The 16,317-nt window shown below is 72.9% G+C and carries 14 protein-coding genes; 13 read left to right on the forward strand and 1 reads right to left on the reverse strand.

All coding sequences use genetic code 11. The features are described from left to right. The first annotated feature begins 626 nt into the window (after positions 1-626). The 11 genes from ACIQPQ_RS17035 (at position 627) to ACIQPQ_RS17085 (ending at position 14,053) form a co-directional block, all read left to right on the forward strand. Positions 627-2,327, forward strand: a complete 1,701-nt coding sequence (locus tag ACIQPQ_RS17035) for a CTP synthase (protein ID WP_401304605.1) — start codon at positions 627-629, stop codon at positions 2,325-2,327. Between the two features lie 161 nt (positions 2,328-2,488). Further along, on the forward strand, positions 2,489-3,115 hold the full coding sequence (locus tag ACIQPQ_RS17040; RefSeq protein WP_401304608.1) for an NUDIX domain-containing protein: 627 nt from the start codon (positions 2,489-2,491) through the stop codon (positions 3,113-3,115). A gap of 234 nt (positions 3,116-3,349) precedes the next feature. Next, on the forward strand, positions 3,350-5,416 hold the full coding sequence (locus ACIQPQ_RS17045; RefSeq protein ID WP_401304611.1) for a tetratricopeptide repeat protein: 2,067 nt from the start codon (positions 3,350-3,352) through the stop codon (positions 5,414-5,416). Between the two features lie 134 nt (positions 5,417-5,550). Next, positions 5,551-6,675, forward strand: coding sequence for an alanine dehydrogenase (ald, locus tag ACIQPQ_RS17050; protein ID WP_401304614.1), 1,125 nt, complete (start codon positions 5,551-5,553; stop codon positions 6,673-6,675). A gap of 437 nt (positions 6,676-7,112) precedes the next feature. Further along, on the forward strand, positions 7,113-8,249 hold the full coding sequence (locus ACIQPQ_RS17055; RefSeq protein WP_401304616.1) for a ParA family protein: 1,137 nt from the start codon (positions 7,113-7,115) through the stop codon (positions 8,247-8,249). Then, on the forward strand, positions 8,234-8,827 hold the full coding sequence (locus ACIQPQ_RS17060; protein ID WP_383774747.1) for a hypothetical protein: 594 nt from the start codon (positions 8,234-8,236) through the stop codon (positions 8,825-8,827). Before ACIQPQ_RS17055 ends, ACIQPQ_RS17060 begins: the two co-directional genes overlap by 16 nt. 540 nt (positions 8,828-9,367) lie before the next feature. Next, entirely contained in the window at positions 9,368-10,351 is a 984-nt protein-coding gene (locus ACIQPQ_RS17065) for a segregation and condensation protein A (protein ID WP_401305222.1), read from the forward strand. After that, complete coding sequence (gene scpB, locus ACIQPQ_RS17070) at positions 10,348-11,010, forward strand: SMC-Scp complex subunit ScpB (RefSeq protein WP_383774752.1); 663 nt, start codon at positions 10,348-10,350, stop codon at positions 11,008-11,010. Before ACIQPQ_RS17065 ends, scpB begins: the two co-directional genes overlap by 4 nt. Before the next feature lie 21 nt (positions 11,011-11,031). Beyond that, the gene (locus ACIQPQ_RS17075) at positions 11,032-12,117 is read left to right on the forward strand and encodes a pseudouridine synthase (protein WP_383774755.1); all 1,086 of its coding nucleotides are present in this window, start codon (positions 11,032-11,034) and stop codon (positions 12,115-12,117) included. 179 nt (positions 12,118-12,296) lie between these two features. After that, positions 12,297-13,019: an NUDIX domain-containing protein gene (locus ACIQPQ_RS17080; protein ID WP_383774757.1), complete on the forward strand. Its 723-nt coding sequence runs from the start codon at positions 12,297-12,299 to the stop codon at positions 13,017-13,019. Continuing rightward, positions 13,016-14,053, forward strand: a complete 1,038-nt coding sequence (locus tag ACIQPQ_RS17085; RefSeq protein ID WP_401304620.1) for an ADP-ribosylglycohydrolase family protein — start codon at positions 13,016-13,018, stop codon at positions 14,051-14,053. The genes ACIQPQ_RS17080 and ACIQPQ_RS17085 overlap by 4 nt, the downstream gene beginning before the upstream one ends. A gap of 21 nt (positions 14,054-14,074) precedes the next feature. Here ACIQPQ_RS17085 and ACIQPQ_RS17090 read toward each other — a convergent pair whose 3' ends face one another. Next, a complete protein-coding gene (locus ACIQPQ_RS17090; RefSeq protein ID WP_401304622.1) occupies positions 14,075-14,503 on the reverse strand; it encodes a Rieske (2Fe-2S) protein in 429 nt (142 codons plus the stop codon). A 232-nt stretch (positions 14,504-14,735) separates the two neighbouring features. Here ACIQPQ_RS17090 and aroH point away from each other — a divergent pair, with 232 nt between their 5' ends. After that, on the forward strand, positions 14,736-15,098 hold the full coding sequence (gene aroH / locus ACIQPQ_RS17095) for a chorismate mutase (RefSeq protein ID WP_401304624.1): 363 nt from the start codon (positions 14,736-14,738) through the stop codon (positions 15,096-15,098). Further along, entirely contained in the window at positions 15,095-16,180 is a 1,086-nt protein-coding gene (locus ACIQPQ_RS17100) for a prephenate dehydrogenase (RefSeq protein ID WP_401304627.1), read from the forward strand. Before aroH ends, ACIQPQ_RS17100 begins: the two co-directional genes overlap by 4 nt. Positions 16,181-16,317 lie beyond the last annotated feature (137 nt).

Below are 16,317 nucleotides of genomic sequence, written 5' to 3' on the forward strand. Positions count from 1 at the left end.
TCCGCTCGCCGATCTCTGCTCAACGAACCGGCGAACACTCATTGTTCCGACGAGCGCTCATTGTTCCGGTGCGGACGGGCTGGGGTGTGCCGTCTCGCCGGACCGGCTCGGCAGTGAACGTCTGAGCAGGATACGACGCACGTAGATGATCTGCGTGCCGCTCCGGGCAACGCGGGTGGGCCGAACGGGTGAGCGTCGGGTGAGGACCCGGTGAGAGCGTGCGTGCCGGTGGCGGACCGTGCGCGGAGCGTGCGCGCGCGGTGCGCGGGGCGCACGAAGCCCTCGTCGCCGAGGCCCGTCCTGCCGTAGGTCCCGGTCGTCGCGCGCCGGGCGCCCGTGGCGAAGTGCGCGCGCCCCCTGAGCGGAGCGCGCACGGCGCCCGTACGCAGCGTGCGCGCCCCGCATGCGGAGCGTGCGCGGAGCATGGCCGGAAGCCGTCCCCCCGAGGCGCTGATACCCTGGTAGCCCGTGGACCGGTGGGCCCGAATCCCCCGAACCGCAGCGACGGCACCCCCGGAAACCTCCGGCAGGAACCGCCGGTGAGAATCCGGCCGGGACCTCCAGAGGCTCCCGCAGGGCGACGCCCCGCACCCCCAGACCGCGACCACGGGAGCCCCCTCTTGGCCATGCCGCCCGCTGCTTTCCGCAACAGCAACGCCACGACGACCAAGCACATCTTCGTCACGGGGGGTGTCGCCTCCTCGCTCGGCAAGGGGCTCACGGCCTCCAGTCTCGGCATGCTGCTCAAGGCGCGGGGCCTGCGCGTCGTGATGCAGAAGCTCGACCCGTACCTCAACGTCGACCCCGGCACGATGAACCCCTTCCAGCACGGTGAGGTGTTCGTCACCAACGACGGCGCAGAGACCGACCTGGACATCGGCCACTACGAGCGCTTCCTCGACCGCGACCTCGACGGCTCCGCCAACGTCACCACCGGCCAGGTCTACTCGACGGTGATCGCCAAGGAGCGGCGCGGCGAGTACCTCGGCGACACCGTGCAGGTCATCCCGCACATCACCAACGAGATCAAGCACCGCATCCGCCGCATGGCCACGGACGAGGTCGACGTGGTCATCACGGAGGTCGGCGGCACGGTCGGCGACATCGAGTCGCTGCCGTTCCTGGAGACCGTCCGCCAGGTCCGCCACGAGGTCGGTCGCGACAACGTCTTCGTCGTCCACATCTCGCTCCTGCCCTACATCGGCCCCTCGGGCGAGCTGAAGACCAAGCCCACCCAGCACTCCGTCGCCGCGCTGCGCAACATCGGTATCCAGCCGGACGCCATCGTGCTGCGCTGCGACCGCGAGGTCCCCACCGCGATCAAGCGGAAGATCTCCCTCATGTGCGACGTCGACGAGGCCGCCGTCGTCGCCTGCCCCGACGCCCGCTCGATCTACGACATCCCGAAGACCGTGCACGGCGAGGGCCTCGACGCCTACGTCGTCCGCAAGCTGGACCTGCCGTTCCGCGACGTGGACTGGACGACCTGGGACGACCTGCTGGACCGCGTCCACAACCCCGACCACGAGATCACCCTCGCCCTGGTCGGCAAGTACATCGACCTGCCCGACGCCTACCTGTCGGTGACCGAGGCGCTGCGCGCCGGCGGCTTCGCCAACAAGGCCCGCGTCACGATCAAGTGGGTCACCTCCGACGACTGCAAGACCCCGGCCGGTGCCGCCGCGCAGCTCGCCGACGTGGACGGCATCTGCATCCCCGGCGGCTTCGGCGACCGCGGTGTCCTCGGCAAGGTCGGCGCGATCCGCTACGCCCGCGAGAACCGCGTCCCGCTGCTCGGCCTCTGCCTGGGCCTGCAGTGCATCGTCATCGAGGCGGCCCGCAACCTGGCCGACATCGGTGACGCCAACTCCACCGAGTTCGACTCCGCGACCGCCCACCCGGTCATCTCGACCATGGCCGAGCAGCTCGACATCGTCGCCGGTGAGGGCGACATGGGCGGCACCATGCGGCTCGGCATGTACCCGGCGAAGCTCGCCGAGGGCTCCCTCGTCCGCGAGGTCTACGACGGCAAGGAGTACGTCGAGGAGCGGCACCGCCACCGCTACGAGGTCAACAACGCCTACCGCGCGGAGCTGGAGAAGAAGGCGGGCATCCAGTTCTCCGGCACCTCCCCGGACGGCAAGCTCGTCGAGTACGTCGAGTACCCGCGCGACGTCCACCCCTACCTGGTCGCCACCCAGGCCCACCCGGAGCTGCGCTCGCGCCCGACCCGCCCGCACCCGCTGTTCGCGGGCCTGGTGAAGGCGGCCGTCGAGCGGACCCTGGCGGCTCGGGACGGCGGCGAGCCGGGCGAACGGGCTGAGTGACACACCGGTTGTACGGTGGCCGGGGCGCAAACCCTCAATCGGGTGGGCACCCCGGCCGCTTTTTCCGCGCGCGGGAACGCACCGCGCGCGGGGTTCATCCGCGCGTGCCGTGGCTCGCGCGCGCGGCGCGCACGGGTTCGGTACGTGGGGAAGGACAGCACATGACGATCAAGGACACCGCCGAGGAGTGGGAGATCCGGGCCACCCGGACCCCCTTCGTGGGCAACAAGACCTCCGTCCGCACGGACGAGGTGGTCATGCCCGACGGGTCCGTGACCAACCGCGACTACCAGGTGCACCCCGGCTCCGTCGCCGTCCTCGCCCTCGACGACCAGGACCGGGTCCTGGTGATCAAGCAGTACCGCCACCCCGTACGGCAGCGGCTGTGGGAGATCCCGGCCGGGCTGCTCGACGTGCCCGGCGAGAACCCGCTGCACGCCGCCCAGCGCGAGCTGTACGAGGAGGTGCACGCCAAGGCCGAGGACTGGCGGGTCCTCACCGACGTCTACACCACGCCCGGCGGCTGCGACGAGGCGATCCGGATCTTCCTCGCCCGCGGGCTCTCCGAGGCCCAGGGCGAGCGGTTCGCCGTCGAGGACGAGGAGGCCGACATGGAGCACGCGCGCGTGCCGGTCGACGAACTCGTCCGGCGGGCCCTCGCGGGCGACCTGCACAACAACTGCCTCGTCGTCGCCGTGATGTCGCTGGTCGCCGCGCGCGCGGGCGACGGCCTCGACGCGCTGCGGCCCGCCGACGCGCCATGGCCCGCCCGGCCGTTCGAGGCCTGATCTCTGCCCCTTCCGGTGGTGTCCCTCGGCCCGGAGCCGAGGGACACCACCGGAAGGACCCCACCGGGGGACCGACCGTTTCCACCGATGTCGGTATGACGATCGGTTGATCCGATCAGGCGATGTCACCGCCCTGCTCCTCCCGGAACGTCGCAGAGCGTGAACTAGGCTCGGGAATCGCCCGATCCGGAGTCCCGGCGGGCTTGCGCGTGCGGTGGGACGGGAGTGTGGCCCGTGACGGACCAGGCAGTGGACACAGGCGGCGTGCAGCTGTCAGGACACGCCTCGACGGACGGTCATTTCCTGGGCCGCACGCGGGAGTTGAAGGAGCTGCGCGCCGACATCGAACGCGCGGGCCTCGACACCATCGCCGGACGCAAAGCCCCGCGGGCCCGGGTCCTCCTCATCGCCGGACGCCCCGGCTCCGGCCGCAGCGCCCTCGCCGCGGAACTCGTACGGCAGGTCGCGGACCGCTATCCGGACGGCGTGCTGCGCGCCCGGCTCGGCGAACCCGACGGCACGCCCGTCCCCGCGGAGCGCGCCGCCCGCGACCTCCTCACCGCGCTCGGCGTGCCGGTGCCGCCCGGCGCGGGCGAGGACGACCTCTCGGCCGCCCTGCGCGAGGCCCTGTCCGAACGGCGCGCCCTGCTCCTGCTGGACGACGCGCACGGCGCCGACCAGGTCGACGCCCTCCTGCCCGACACCCCGGAGTGCCTGGTCGTCGCGGTCTCCGCGGGCCCCCTCACCGGCATCGCGGACGTCCGCCCCTGCACCCTCGGCGGCCTCGACACCAAGTCCGCCCTGGAGCTGCTGACCCGGCACACCGGCTCGGTCCGCGTCACCGTCGACCCGCGCTCCGCCGAATCCCTCGTCGAGGCCTGCCAGGGCCAGCCCGCCGCGCTGATCCTCGCCGGGGGCTGGCTCGCCGCCCGCCCCAAGTCCGCCGTCGCCGACCTCGCCAAGCAACTGCACGCCGAGGGCGACGAGGGCACCCCGCTCAGCCGCGTCTTCCGCCTGGTGCACGACGGGCTGCCGTCCACCGCCGCGCGGATACTGCGTCTGCTCTCCCTCGCCCCGGCCGGACTCGTCGACCCGCACACCGCCTCCGCCCTGGCGGGCTGCTCGATCGGCGCCGCGCGCACCACCCTGGACGACTTCGTCGCCCTCGGCCTGCTGCGCGCGCTGCCCTCGGCGCTGCCCCAGTACGAGGTGCCAGGCTGCCTCCAGCCCCTGCTGCGGACCGCCGCCGAGACCCACGACCGCCCCGGCGAACTCCAGCTGGCCCGCGCCCGCATGCTGGAGCGGACCGTACGGCTCCTCCAGTCCTGCCGGGCGATCACCGAGACGGACAACCCGCAGGCCCGCGAGAAGCTCCAGGGCATGCCCCGCGCGCTGCGCTTCCCCACCCCGCGCGCCGCCGCCGAGTGGCTGCGCGCCCAGCGCCCGGCCCTGCTGGCCTGCGCCCGCCTCGCGGTCGCCGACGGGGAGCTGGACACCCTGGCCCGGCGGCTGATGTCCCAGCTGGTGCGGGCCATGGTCGCCCACTTCGGCACCCGCGGCGCGGCCCCCGACCTGTACGGCGTCCACCAGCTCGTGCTGGACGTCGCCGAGAGGCGCGGGCTGCCCCGCGAGCGGGCCGCCGCCCTGCTGAACCTCGCCGACGTCGACGCCGGGACCGGCCGTACGGCGGAGGCCCTGGTGCGCTACCGGGCCGCGCTGGACGCCGGACGCGAGGCGAACGACCCGTACGCGACCGGCCGCGCGATGGAATCCGTAGGCGGCGCGCATCTGGAGCTGGGGGACTACGAGCGGGCCGCCGACTGGTTCGGACGCGCCCTCGCCCAGCGGCTCGCCCGCGACGAGCGCGCGGACGCCGCCCGGCTCTACGGCCGGATCGCCACCGCGCACACCTACGCCGGACGCTACGGCGAGGCCCAGCGGGGCTGGCGGGCCGCCGTCGCCGGACACCGCAAGAACGGCGATGTCGCCTCCGCCGCACGGGCGTTGACCGAACTGGCCCGTGTGCAGGAGTACGCCGGGCGGCCCGAGGAATCGCTGCGCACCTGCCAGGAGGCGGCGGAGTGGGCGCGGCGTGCCGAGGACGCCCGGCTGGAGGCCGCCGTCCAGCTGCGGCTGGCCGACACGCTGGAGCATCTCGGCGACCCGGCGGCGGCCCGCCTGCACCGCGGGGCGGCCGAGCGCATCCTGGGAGACCAGGGTGAAACGAGCGCAGAGCCCGACACAGAGCCGGAACAAGCCATGAACACCTGCGAAATCCGTAGTGCATCTCCTAAAGATTGATGCAATGAAAGGCTAGACAGCGGGAACACCTTCATTAAACTGGCTCTGCCGCACCTTCTCCTGCGGTGCATCCCGGTGCGTCCGCTACCTCCGGGTATGCGTGCTGTACCCCCACACCCTCTGAGCCAAGGACCGTGATCGACGTGAAGGTCGGCATCCCCCGCGAGGTCAAGAACAACGAGTTCCGGGTGGCCATCACCCCCGCCGGAGTGCACGAGCTGGTGCGCCACGGTCATCAGGTCGTCGTCGAGCGCAACGCCGGCGTCGGTTCGTCGATCACGGACGCCGAGTACGTCGCCGCCGGCGCGTCGATCCTGGAGACCGCCGACGAGGTGTGGGCCGCCGCCGACCTGCTGCTGAAGGTCAAGGAGCCCATCGCCGAGGAGTACCACCGCCTCCGCAAGGACCAGACGCTCTTCACCTACCTGCACCTGGCCGCCTCCAAGGAGTGCACGGACGCCCTGCTGGAGTCCGGCACCACGGCCATCGCCTACGAGACGGTCGAGCTGCCCAGCCGGGCGCTCCCGCTGCTCGCCCCGATGTCCGAGGTCGCGGGCCGCCTCGCCCCCCAGGTCGGCGCCTACCACCTGATGCGCGCCAACGGCGGTCGCGGCGTCCTGCCCGGCGGGGTCCCCGGTGTGCTGGCCGCCAAGGCGGTCGTCATCGGCGGCGGCGTCTCCGGCTGGAACGCGGCCCAGATCGCCATCGGCATGGGCTTCCACGTCACCCTGCTCGACCGGGACATCAACAAGCTCAAGGAAGCCGACAAGATCTTCGGCACGAAGATCCAGACCGTCGTCTCCAACTCCTTCGAGCTGGAGAAGGCCTGCCTGGAGGCCGACCTCGTGATCGGCGCCGTCCTCATCCCGGGCGCCAAGGCCCCGAAGCTGGTCACCAACGAGCTGGTCGCCCGGATGAAGCCCGGAAGTGTCCTTGTCGACATCGCCATCGACCAGGGCGGCTGCTTCGAGGACTCCCGTCCGACCACCCACGCCGAGCCGACCTTCCCGGTCCACGGGTCGGTCTTCTACTGCGTCGCCAACATGCCCGGCGCGGTCCCCAACACCTCCACCTACGCGCTCACCAACGCGACGCTGCCGTACATCGTGGAGCTGGCCAACCGCGGCTGGGCCGAGGCCGTGCGCCGCGACCCCGCGCTCGCCCGCGGCCTCAACACCCACGACGGCAAGGTCGTTTACCGCGAGGTCGCCGAGGCCCACGGCCTGGAGCACGTGGAGCTGACCTCGCTCCTCGGCTGACCTCCACGGCGCCTTCCGGACGCGCTTCCCGGCCGAGCCGCGGAAACAAGTCACCTTTTCGCAAAGGCGATACGTCAACTTGGCGCGTCAACCACATAGCATCGGCCGGACCTTGCCCGACAAGGTCCGGCCAGATGTGTGTATGGTCACTTTGCGATGCTCGGTCAACTCGCCTCGAACGTAACCCTTCGACCGATTCGCGCACCCGTGAAACCTGCCGTGCGACGGCTGTACGCCCTTGACAGAGGGATGTTTCATTGCCGACACATCGGGCCGGGTCCGGCGGATTGTGTTGCTGCGGACGCCCGACACGCCATAGAGTCGCCAACCGTCGGCATGGTGCCACGCTGACCTTGTCTAGAAGTTTCCTGGTCACCAAGGAGGTAAGACGACTTGTGAATGAGTCGACATTTTCTCCCGGGGGTGGTCAACCAGGAATGCCTACGCGGGGCCAGGGCTCCACGGGGCTCGAGGCTGTCGGCTCCGTCGCTGTCCGAACCTTCGCAGCCCAACAGAGCCAGAGAGGCCCCCAGATGGCTCTGTCAGCACCCCAGAGCATGGATGGCCATCACGTGAACGCCATGGCCGGCGACGGAAGTGGCGCGCCCCACAACCACTTCGCCGACTACGACGAACTGCCCGAAGGGCACTTCTACGACCCCGACGCCGAGTACGAGCCCGATCCCGAGTACGCGGCCACGCTCGCGCCCGACGCCGCACGCCAGCGTCGTGAGCGCGTCGGCCCGACCGGGCGGCCGCTGCCGTACTTCCCGATCCCGGGACCGCTGACACAGCACGGTCCCGCGACGATCATCGCGATGTGCAACCAGAAGGGCGGCGTCGGCAAGACCACGTCGACCATCAACCTGGGTGCCGCGCTCGCGGAGTACGGACGCCGGGTACTGCTCGTGGACTTCGACCCGCAGGGCGCGCTGTCGGTCGGTCTCGGCGTCAACCCGATGGAGCTGGACCTCACCGTCTACAACCTGCTCATGGAGCGGGGCATGTCGGCCGACGAGGTGCTCCTGAAGACCGCGGTCCCCAACATGGACCTGCTGCCCAGCAACATCGACCTGTCCGCCGCCGAGGTCCAGCTGGTCTCCGAGGTCGCGCGCGAGTCGACGCTCCAGCGGGCCCTGAAGCCGCTGATGGACGACTACGACTACATCGTCATCGACTGTCAGCCCTCGCTCGGTCTGCTCACCGTCAACGCGCTCACCGCCGCGCACAAGGTCATCGTCCCGCTGGAGTGCGAGTTCTTCGCGCTGCGCGGGGTGGCCCTGCTGACCGAGACGATCGAGAAGGTCCAGGAGCGGCTCAACCCCGACCTGGAGCTGGACGGCATCCTGGCGACCATGTACGACTCGCGCACCGTGCACAGCCGTGAGGTGCTCGCGCGCGTCGTCGAGGCCTTCGACGACCACGTCTACCACACGGTCATCGGGCGCACGGTCCGCTTCCCGGAGACCACGGTCGCCGGTGAGCCGATCACCACCTACGCCTCCAACTCCGTCGGCGCCGCCGCGTACCGCCAGCTCGCCAGGGAGGTGCTCGCCCGGTGTCACGCCGAGTGAGTCTGCCGGGGGCCGACGAACTCTTCCGTACGACAGGGGGAACGGCGCTCCAGCCGTCCGCGCCGCGGCGGCAGCCGGGCGCCGAGCCCCGCGTCCCCGCTCCGGCGGGGCCCGCGGGGGAGGGCGACGCGGTGGCGGCCGGGTCCGCCGAGGACGCGCCGCACTCCGTGCCCGCGCAGGGCGGGGACGGCGACGGCGCCGAGCACGTGGCGGCCGGGGCCGACCCGGCGGAGGGCGAGCCCCACAGCCGGTCCGCCGCGGCGGAGCGCTCGCCGCGCCGCCAGGGCGCGCAGGAAGGTTCTGCCACCGCCCCCGCGCCGGAGGCCGCCGCCCGCAAGCGGGGCCGGGCCGGGAACCGGCGGCCCAGCGGCCGGGAGCGGCACGACGAGAAGATCACCGTGTACGTGTCCGCCGAGGAACTCATGGACCTGGAACACGCCCGCCTCGTCCTGCGCGGCGAGCACGGCCTCGCCGTCGACCGCGGCCGGATCGTCCGGGAGGCGGTCGCCGTCGTCCTCGCCGACCTGGAGACCCGCGGCGACGCCAGCATCCTCGTACGCCGTCTGCGCGGACGGTAGCGGTAGCCTGCGGAGGCCATGACCTCCCCTGACGCCCCCGACGCCACCACCGCCCCCGCGCCCGCCCCCGGCCCGTCCGGCGGCCGCAGACGCGCGCTGGGGCGGGGGCCGGGGACAGGCGGGGAGAGCGGCCCGGCGGCGCCCGCGGAGCGGACGGACGCGGAGAACCCCGACGCGGTCGAGCCGTCCCGCGCCGACGAGACGCCTCCCGCGAGCGTGATCCCCTCGGACCGGGGGGCTTCCCCCGAGCCCGCCGAAGCCCCGGAGGGGCGGCAGGATGCCGACCCGGCCCGATCCGGAGCCGCACGGGAGCCCGTCGAGGACGCCCGCGCGGCGGCGTCGCCGCCCCTCGGGGCGGCCCCGGAGATCGATGAGGGGGACCGGCGGCCCACCCCGGCCGGGCGGGTCGGGACCCCGCACGACGCCGGAACCGCCCCCGAGCCCGCCGAGCGGCGACACGAGCCCCAGGCATGGATCCTGCGGCCCACCACCGGGTCCGCCGTCGCCGACGCGGCCGATGCCGCCGGGGCCGCCTCCCGGCTGGCGGACACCCGGCCCGTCCCCGTGGAAGCCGGTCCGTCCCCCGGCCCGGACGACCCTCGGGAACCGGCCGACGAGACCCCGGACCAGCCACAGCCACAGCCCCAGCCCACGTTCGCCCCCGAGCCCGCCCCCGGCACCCCCGACGGTGTCTTCAAAGTGCGGCTCGCCAACTTCGAGGGGCCCTTCGACCTCCTGCTCCAGTTGATCTCCAAGCACAAGCTGGACGTCACCGAGGTCGCTCTGTCCAAGGTGACCGACGAGTTCATGGCGCACATCCGGGCGATGGGGCCGGACTGGGATCTGGACCAGACGACCGAGTTCCTCGTCGTCGCCGCGACGCTGCTGGATCTCAAGGCCGCGCGGCTGCTGCCCGCCGCCGAGGTGGAGGACGAGGCCGACCTCGCGCTGCTGGAGGCGCGTGACCTGCTCTTCGCGCGCCTGCTCCAGTACCGCGCGTACAAGCAGATCGCCGACATCCTCAACGCCCGCCTCGACGAGGAGGCCCGCCGCTACCCCCGTACCGTCGGCCTGGAGGCGCACCACGCCGAGCTGCTGCCCGAGGTCGTCATCAGCATCGGCGCCGAGGGCTTCGCCAGGCTCGCCGTGAAGGCGATGCAGCCGCGGGCCAAGCCGCAGGTGTACGTCGAGCACATCCACGCGCCGCTCGTCAGCGTGCAGGAGCAGGCCGGGATCGTCGTCGCCCGGCTGCGCCTGCTCGGCGAGGCCAGTTTCCGCGCGCTGGTGGACGACACCGACGACACCCTCACCGTCGTCGCCCGCTTCCTCGCGCTGCTGGAGCTGTACCGGGAGAAGGCCGTCGCCCTCGACCAGGAGACCGCCCTCGGCGACCTGCTGGTGCGCTGGACCGGCGGGGACGGGGACGGCCAGCCGCGCGTCACCGACGAGTTCGACCGCCCGCCGGAGGACCCGGAGAAACCGGAGAAGACAGCGAAGTCCCAGAGGGCGGAGAGGAAGCCGTGAGAGACAGCGACGCACCCCCCGCCGGGCTCCGGACCGCCGCCGGGCTGGCTCTCAAGCCCGCCCTGGAGGCCGTACTGATGGTCGTGGACGAACCCGCGACCGAGGAACACCTGGCGAAGATCGTCGAGCGGCCCCGCAGGCAGGTCGCGGACGCGTTGCGCGAGCTGGCCGACGAGTACACCGCGCAGGGCCGCGGCTTCGAGCTGCGGTACGTCGCGGGCGGCTGGCGCTTCTACACGCGCGCCGACTACGCGGCGGCCGTCGAGCGCTACGTCCTGGACGGCCAGCAGGCCCGCCTCACGCAGGCCGCCCTGGAGACCCTGGCCGTCGTCGCCTACCGCCAGCCGGTCAGCCGCAGCCGGGTCTCGGCGGTGCGCGGGGTGAACTGCGACGGCGTGATGCGGACCCTGCTCCAGCGGGGTCTGGTCGAGGAGGTGGGCACGGAACCCGAAACAGGTGCGATCCTGTACAGGACGACGAACTACTTCCTGGAGCGGATGGGCCTGCGCGGTCTGGACGAGCTCCCGGAGCTCGCGCCCTTCCTCCCGGAGGCGGAGGCGATCGAGGCCGAGACCCAGGAAGCCGTGCCGTCGTTCGATCCGGACGCCCCCGACGACAGCACGGACACGGACGAGGGCCGCGGGGTCGACCATGCCTGACACGACGACGACGGAACTTTGATGCGAAGCAGCGGTAGCGGCAGCGGTGGCGGCAAGAGCGGTGGACGCGGTAACTACCGCGGTGCCGGCAACGGCAGGGACCAGAAGCAGGGCGGCAAGGGACAGCAGGGCCGTCCCAGCAAGCCCCGTCCCGAGGAGCGCCGCTACGACGTGGGCCCGGCCGCCTCGCCGGACGGACCCAAGTCCGGGCGCGGCGGCGCGGCCCGGGGCGGCGCCAAGGGCGGCCCGAAGCGGCCCCAGCAGGGCGGCCGTTCCACCCCGGCGCGCTCGCGCGAGTACGAGACCCGCACCGAGGAGCGCAACCGCGACCGGTACGCGGACAAGAAGGAGATCAAGCTCCCCAAGACCTTCCCCGGCGCCGAGCAGGAGGGCGAGCGGCTCCAGAAGGTCCTCGCGCGCGCGGGCTACGGCTCCCGGCGCGCCTGCGAGGAGCTGATCGAGCAGGCCAGGGTCGAGGTCAACGGCGAGATCGTCCTGGAGCAGGGCAAGCGCGTGGACCCCGAGAAGGACGAGGTCAAGGTCGACGGCCTGACCGTGGCCACGCAGTCGTACCAGTTCTTCTCGCTGAACAAGCCCGCCGGGGTCGTCTCCACGATGGAGGACCCGGAGGGCCGCCAGTGCCTCGGGGACTACGTCACCAACCGTGAGACCCGGCTCTTCCACGTGGGACGGCTCGACACCGAGACCGAGGGCGTCATCCTGCTCACCAACCACGGCGAGCTGGCCCACCGGCTGACCCACCCCAAGTACGGCGTGAAGAAGACCTACCTCGCGCACATCGTGGGCCCGATCCCGCGCGACCTGGGCAAGCGCCTCAAGGACGGCATCCAGCTGGAGGACGGGTACGCGCGCGCGGACCACTTCCGCGTCGTCGAGCAGACCGGCAAGAACTACCTGGTCGAGGTCACCCTGCACGAGGGCCGCAAGCACATCGTGCGGCGCATGCTCGCCGAGGCCGGGTTCCCGGTCGACAAGCTGGTGCGCACCTCGTTCGGCCCGATCACCCTGGGCGACCAGAAGTCGGGCTGGCTGCGCCGCCTGTCCAACACCGAGGTCGGCATGCTGATGCAGGAAGTCGACCTGTAGACAGATCCGTGGAGCGACCTGGGGACACGGTCGTCATCACCCCACAGGTCATCACTCCACAGGTCATCACCTCATAGGGAGCGGTCGGTTCCGGATTTCCGGGCTGGCCGCTTTCTTGTGTCCGGCACCCCGGCCTGTTTATAGTCTCAGTGACTATTAATGCGGAAGGGGGGTGGCCGGTGCCGGACTACGACAAGCACGCCTTCGAACCTTTCGCCGTCACCGTCGACCTCGCCGTCCTCACCCTGCGCGGCGGCCTGCTGCACGTCCTGCTCGTGGAGCGCGGGCAGGAGCCGTACGCGGGCCGCTGGGCGCTGCCGGGCGGCTTCCTGCTGCCCGACGAGTCCGCCGAGACCGCCGCCCGGCGCGAACTCGCCGAGGAGACCGGCCTGGTGGACGTCTCCGGGCTCCATCTGGAGCAGGTGCGCACCTACAGCGAACCCGGCCGCGACCCCCGGATGCGGGTCGTCTCCGTCGCCTTCGCCGCCCTGCTCCCGGACGCGCCCGAGCCGGTCGGCGGCGGCGACGCGGCCCGCGCCCGCTGGACGCCGTACGACGAGACCGTGCCGCTCGCCTTCGACCACGACCGCATCCTCGCCGACGCCCACGAACGGCTCGGCGCGAAGCTGGAGCACACCTGCCTCGCCACCGCGTTCTGCCCGCCCGAGTTCACCCTCGGCGAGTTGCAGCGGGTCTACGAGGCCGTGTGGGGGACCGGCCTGGACCGGCCCAACTTCCGCCGCAAGGTGCTCGCCACCCCCGGCTTCGTCGAGCCCGTGCCCGGCGCCGCCGCCCGCCTCACCGGCGGCCGGGGCAAACCCGCCGCCCTCTACCGCGCGGGCCCCGCCACCGCTCTCCACCCCCCGCTGCCGCGACCGACCAGGGAAGGACGCCCCGCATGACCACCGCCACCCCGCCCGTCCGGCACGCCACCAAGCGCGCCGCCACCGGATCACTGCTCGGCCTCGCCCTCGGAGACGCCCTCGGCTTCCCGACCGAGTTCAACGACGTGCCGTCGATCCTCGCCAAGTGCGGCCCCTGGCGCGAGATGGAGCTACCGAAGCGCGCCTTCGTCTCCGACGACACCCAGATGACCCTCGCCGTCGCCCGCGCCCTGCGCACCGCGACCGACCGGGGTCCGCTGGCGCCGGAGGGACTGCTCCCGCCGCTGCGCGCGGAGTTCGTGGAGTGGTACGTCTCGCCCGAGAACAACCGCGCCCCCGGCCGCACCTGCCTCACCGCCTGCGAGCTGCTCCAGGACGAACTCCGCCCCTGGCAGGACGCGAGCCAGATCGGCTCCAAGGGCTGCGGGGCCAACATGCGCGTCGCCCCGATCGGCCTCGCGCCCGGCCTCGACGACGAGCAGCGCGCCGGGGCCGCCCAGCTCCAGTCCGGCCTCACCCACGGCCACCCCACCGCGCTCGCCGCCTCCGACCTCACCGCCCACGCCGTACGCCTCCTCGCCGGGGGCGCCGAACCCACCGGACTGGTCGGCCTGCTGCGCTCGTACGCCCTCGGTCAGCGCACCCGCTACCACCACCGCTGGCTCGGCGACCTGTGGACCCGGTCCCAGGACCCGAGCCCCGAGCACTTCATCGCGCGCGGCTGGGACGACTGCCTCGCCGTCCTGGAGCGGCTCGGCGAGGCCCTGCGCCGACCCTCGCCCGAGACCGACCCCTGCCTCGCCACCGGGGAGGGCTGGATCGCCGAGGAGGCCATGGCCACCGGCCTGCTCTGCTTCCTGCTCTTCCCCGACCGGCCGGTGACCGCGCTGCGCCGCGCCGCCTGCACCTCCGGCGACTCCGACTCGATCGCCTGCCTCGCGGGCGCCTTCGCGGGCGCGCACACGGGCGCCGGGGCCTGGCCCACCGCCTGGGCGGACCGGGTCGAGCACCAGGGGGAACTGGCGGCCCTCGGGGCGCTCTGGGACCGCTGAGCCGCCGTACCCCTTCGGCCGTCAGGCCAGCCGGACGCTGCCGCCCTCGACGGAGATCTTCTCCTCGGGCAGCGGCCGGGGCGCCGGACCGCCGGTCACCGCACCGTCGGTGATCTTGAAGGTGCTGCCGTGGCACGGGCAGTTGACGGTGCCGTCGGCCACGCTCCCGACGAGGCAGCCCTGATGGGTGCAGACCGCCGAGAACGCCTTGAAGTCGCCCTCCGTCGGCTGGGTGACCACGATCTTCTCGTCCTTGAAGATCCGCCCGCCGCCGACCGGGATGTCCGCCGTCTTCGCCAGCTCCTGCCCCAGAGTGCCCTTGGGCGCGGGCGTGCCGTCCGAGGCGGACCCCCCGCCGTCGTCCCCGCCGCAGCCGACCGCCGCGACGGCGAGCGCCGCCGCGCCCGAGGTGAGCAGGACCGTACGGCGGGAGGCGGGAAGGCTCGTCATGGCGTCGCTCCGGGGGGTGCGAGGAGGATCACGGGGCCGCGCGCGGCCGCTCCGCTCGGGAGGGGGCCGGTGAACGGGCGGCACCCCGTGAACGGTCAAGGTCCAGTAAACCCCGACAAAGGACCGTGAAGCGCCCACCGTCTCGACGGACGGGCCCGGCGCACGGATTCCGCCCGCGCTGACTACGCTGGACGGGCGAAGAGCCATCCCTACGTGAGCGAGGAGCAGCGCCGTGGCGGTACGAGCGGTCCGGGGGGCCGTCCAGCTGGACGAGGACGAGGCCGGACACATGGACGAGCGGGTCGGAGCACTGCTCACCGCCGTCATGGAGCGCAACGGCCTGGCCGCCGACGACCTGATCAGCATCTGGTTCACGGCCACACCCGACCTGCACAGCGACTTCCCGGCCGCCGCCGCGCGCAAGCTCGGCATCGTGGACGTCCCGCTGATCTGCGCCCAGGAACTCGACATCCAGGGCGCCATGCCGCGCGTGGTCCGCGTCCTGGCCCACGTCGAGTCGGACCGGCCGCGCGCCGACATCCACCACGTCTACCTCGGTGCCGCCGCCGCCCTGCGCAAGGACATCGCCCAGTGAGGACCGCGCTCGTCATCGGCACCGGCCTCATCGGCACCTCCGCCGCCCTCGCCCTGGTCCGGCGCGGCGTCGCCGTCCACCTGGAGGACCGCGACCCCGAGCAGGCCCGCACCGCCGCCGCCCTCGGCGCCGGGCTGGACGAGGCCCCCGACGGCCCCGTGGACCTCGCCCTGGTCGCCGCCCCGCCCGCGCACGTGGCCGGGGTGCTCGCCGACGCCATGCGCCGGGGCGTGGCCCGCGCCTACCTCGACGTGGCCAGCGTCAAGGGCGGGCCCCGCCGCGAACTGGAGGCGCTCGGCCTCGACCTCACCCCCTACCTCGGCACGCACCCCATGTCCGGCCGGGAGAAGTCCGGCCCGCTGGCCGCGAGCGCGGACCTCTTCGAGGGCCGCCCCTGGGTGCTCACCCCGACCCGCGACACCGACACCGAGGTCCTCAACCTCGCCCTGGAACTGGTCTCGTTCTGCCAGGCCGTCCCCGTCGTCATGGACGCCGACGCCCACGACCGGGCCGTCGCCCTCGTCTCCCACATGCCGCACCTGGTCTCCAGCCTGGTCGCCGCCCGCCTGGAGAGCGCCGACGAGGCCGCCGTACGGCTGTGCGGGCAGGGCATCCGGGACGTGACCCGGATCGCCGCCTCCGACCCCCGGATGTGGATCGACATCCTCTCCGCGAACCCCGGCCCGGTCGCCGACCTCCTCGGGGACGTCGCCGCCGACCTGGACGACACGGTCCGGGCGCTGCGCGCGCTCCAGTCCTCCGACGAGGACAAGCGCCGCGAGGGCACCGGGGGCATCGAGGACGTGCTGCGCCGCGGCAACGCCGGACAGGTCCGGGTCCCGGGCAAGCACGGCTCCGCGCCCCGCGTCTACGAGGTCGTCGCGGTCCTCATCGACGACCAGCCGGGACAGCTGGCCCGGATCTTCGCCGACGCCGACCGCGCGGGCGTCAACATCGAGGACGTCCGCATCGAGCACGCCACCGGCCAGCAGGCGGGCCTCGTGCAGCTCATGGTCGAGCCGAAGGCGGCGACCGTCCTCTCCGGCGCGCTGCGCGAGCGGGGCTGGGCACTGCGGCAGTAGCCGGACACCCGCCCCCCCCGCCGGGACCAGAACCGGGGGAGCGGGCCGGGGCGGGCCGCGCGGCCGGACGAGTCAGCCGTACGCAGTAACCTTGTGCGGGGCATGTTTCCGCCCCGCCAGCCCCCGCCACGCACCAG

This window comes from Streptomyces sp. NPDC091281 (assembly GCF_044757425.1).
GTDB lineage: Bacteria > Actinomycetota > Actinomycetes > Streptomycetales > Streptomycetaceae > Streptomyces.

Excerpts from the sequence above, each read along its gene's own strand:
- ACIQPQ_RS17055 (WP_401304616.1), top strand. The coding sequence starts at position 7,113 with ATGCCTACGCGGGGCCAGGGCTCCACGGGGCTCGAGGCTGTCGGCTCC.
- ACIQPQ_RS17035 (WP_401304605.1), top strand. The coding sequence starts at position 627 with ATGCCGCCCGCTGCTTTCCGCAACAGCAACGCCACGACGACCAAGCAC.
- ACIQPQ_RS17075 (WP_383774755.1), top strand. The coding sequence starts at position 11,032 with ATGCGAAGCAGCGGTAGCGGCAGCGGTGGCGGCAAGAGCGGTGGACGC.
- ACIQPQ_RS17085 (WP_401304620.1), top strand. The coding sequence starts at position 13,016 with ATGACCACCGCCACCCCGCCCGTCCGGCACGCCACCAAGCGCGCCGCC.
- ACIQPQ_RS17090 (WP_401304622.1), bottom strand. The coding sequence starts at position 14,503 with ATGACGAGCCTTCCCGCCTCCCGCCGTACGGTCCTGCTCACCTCGGGC.
- ACIQPQ_RS17040 (WP_401304608.1), top strand. The coding sequence starts at position 2,489 with ATGACGATCAAGGACACCGCCGAGGAGTGGGAGATCCGGGCCACCCGG.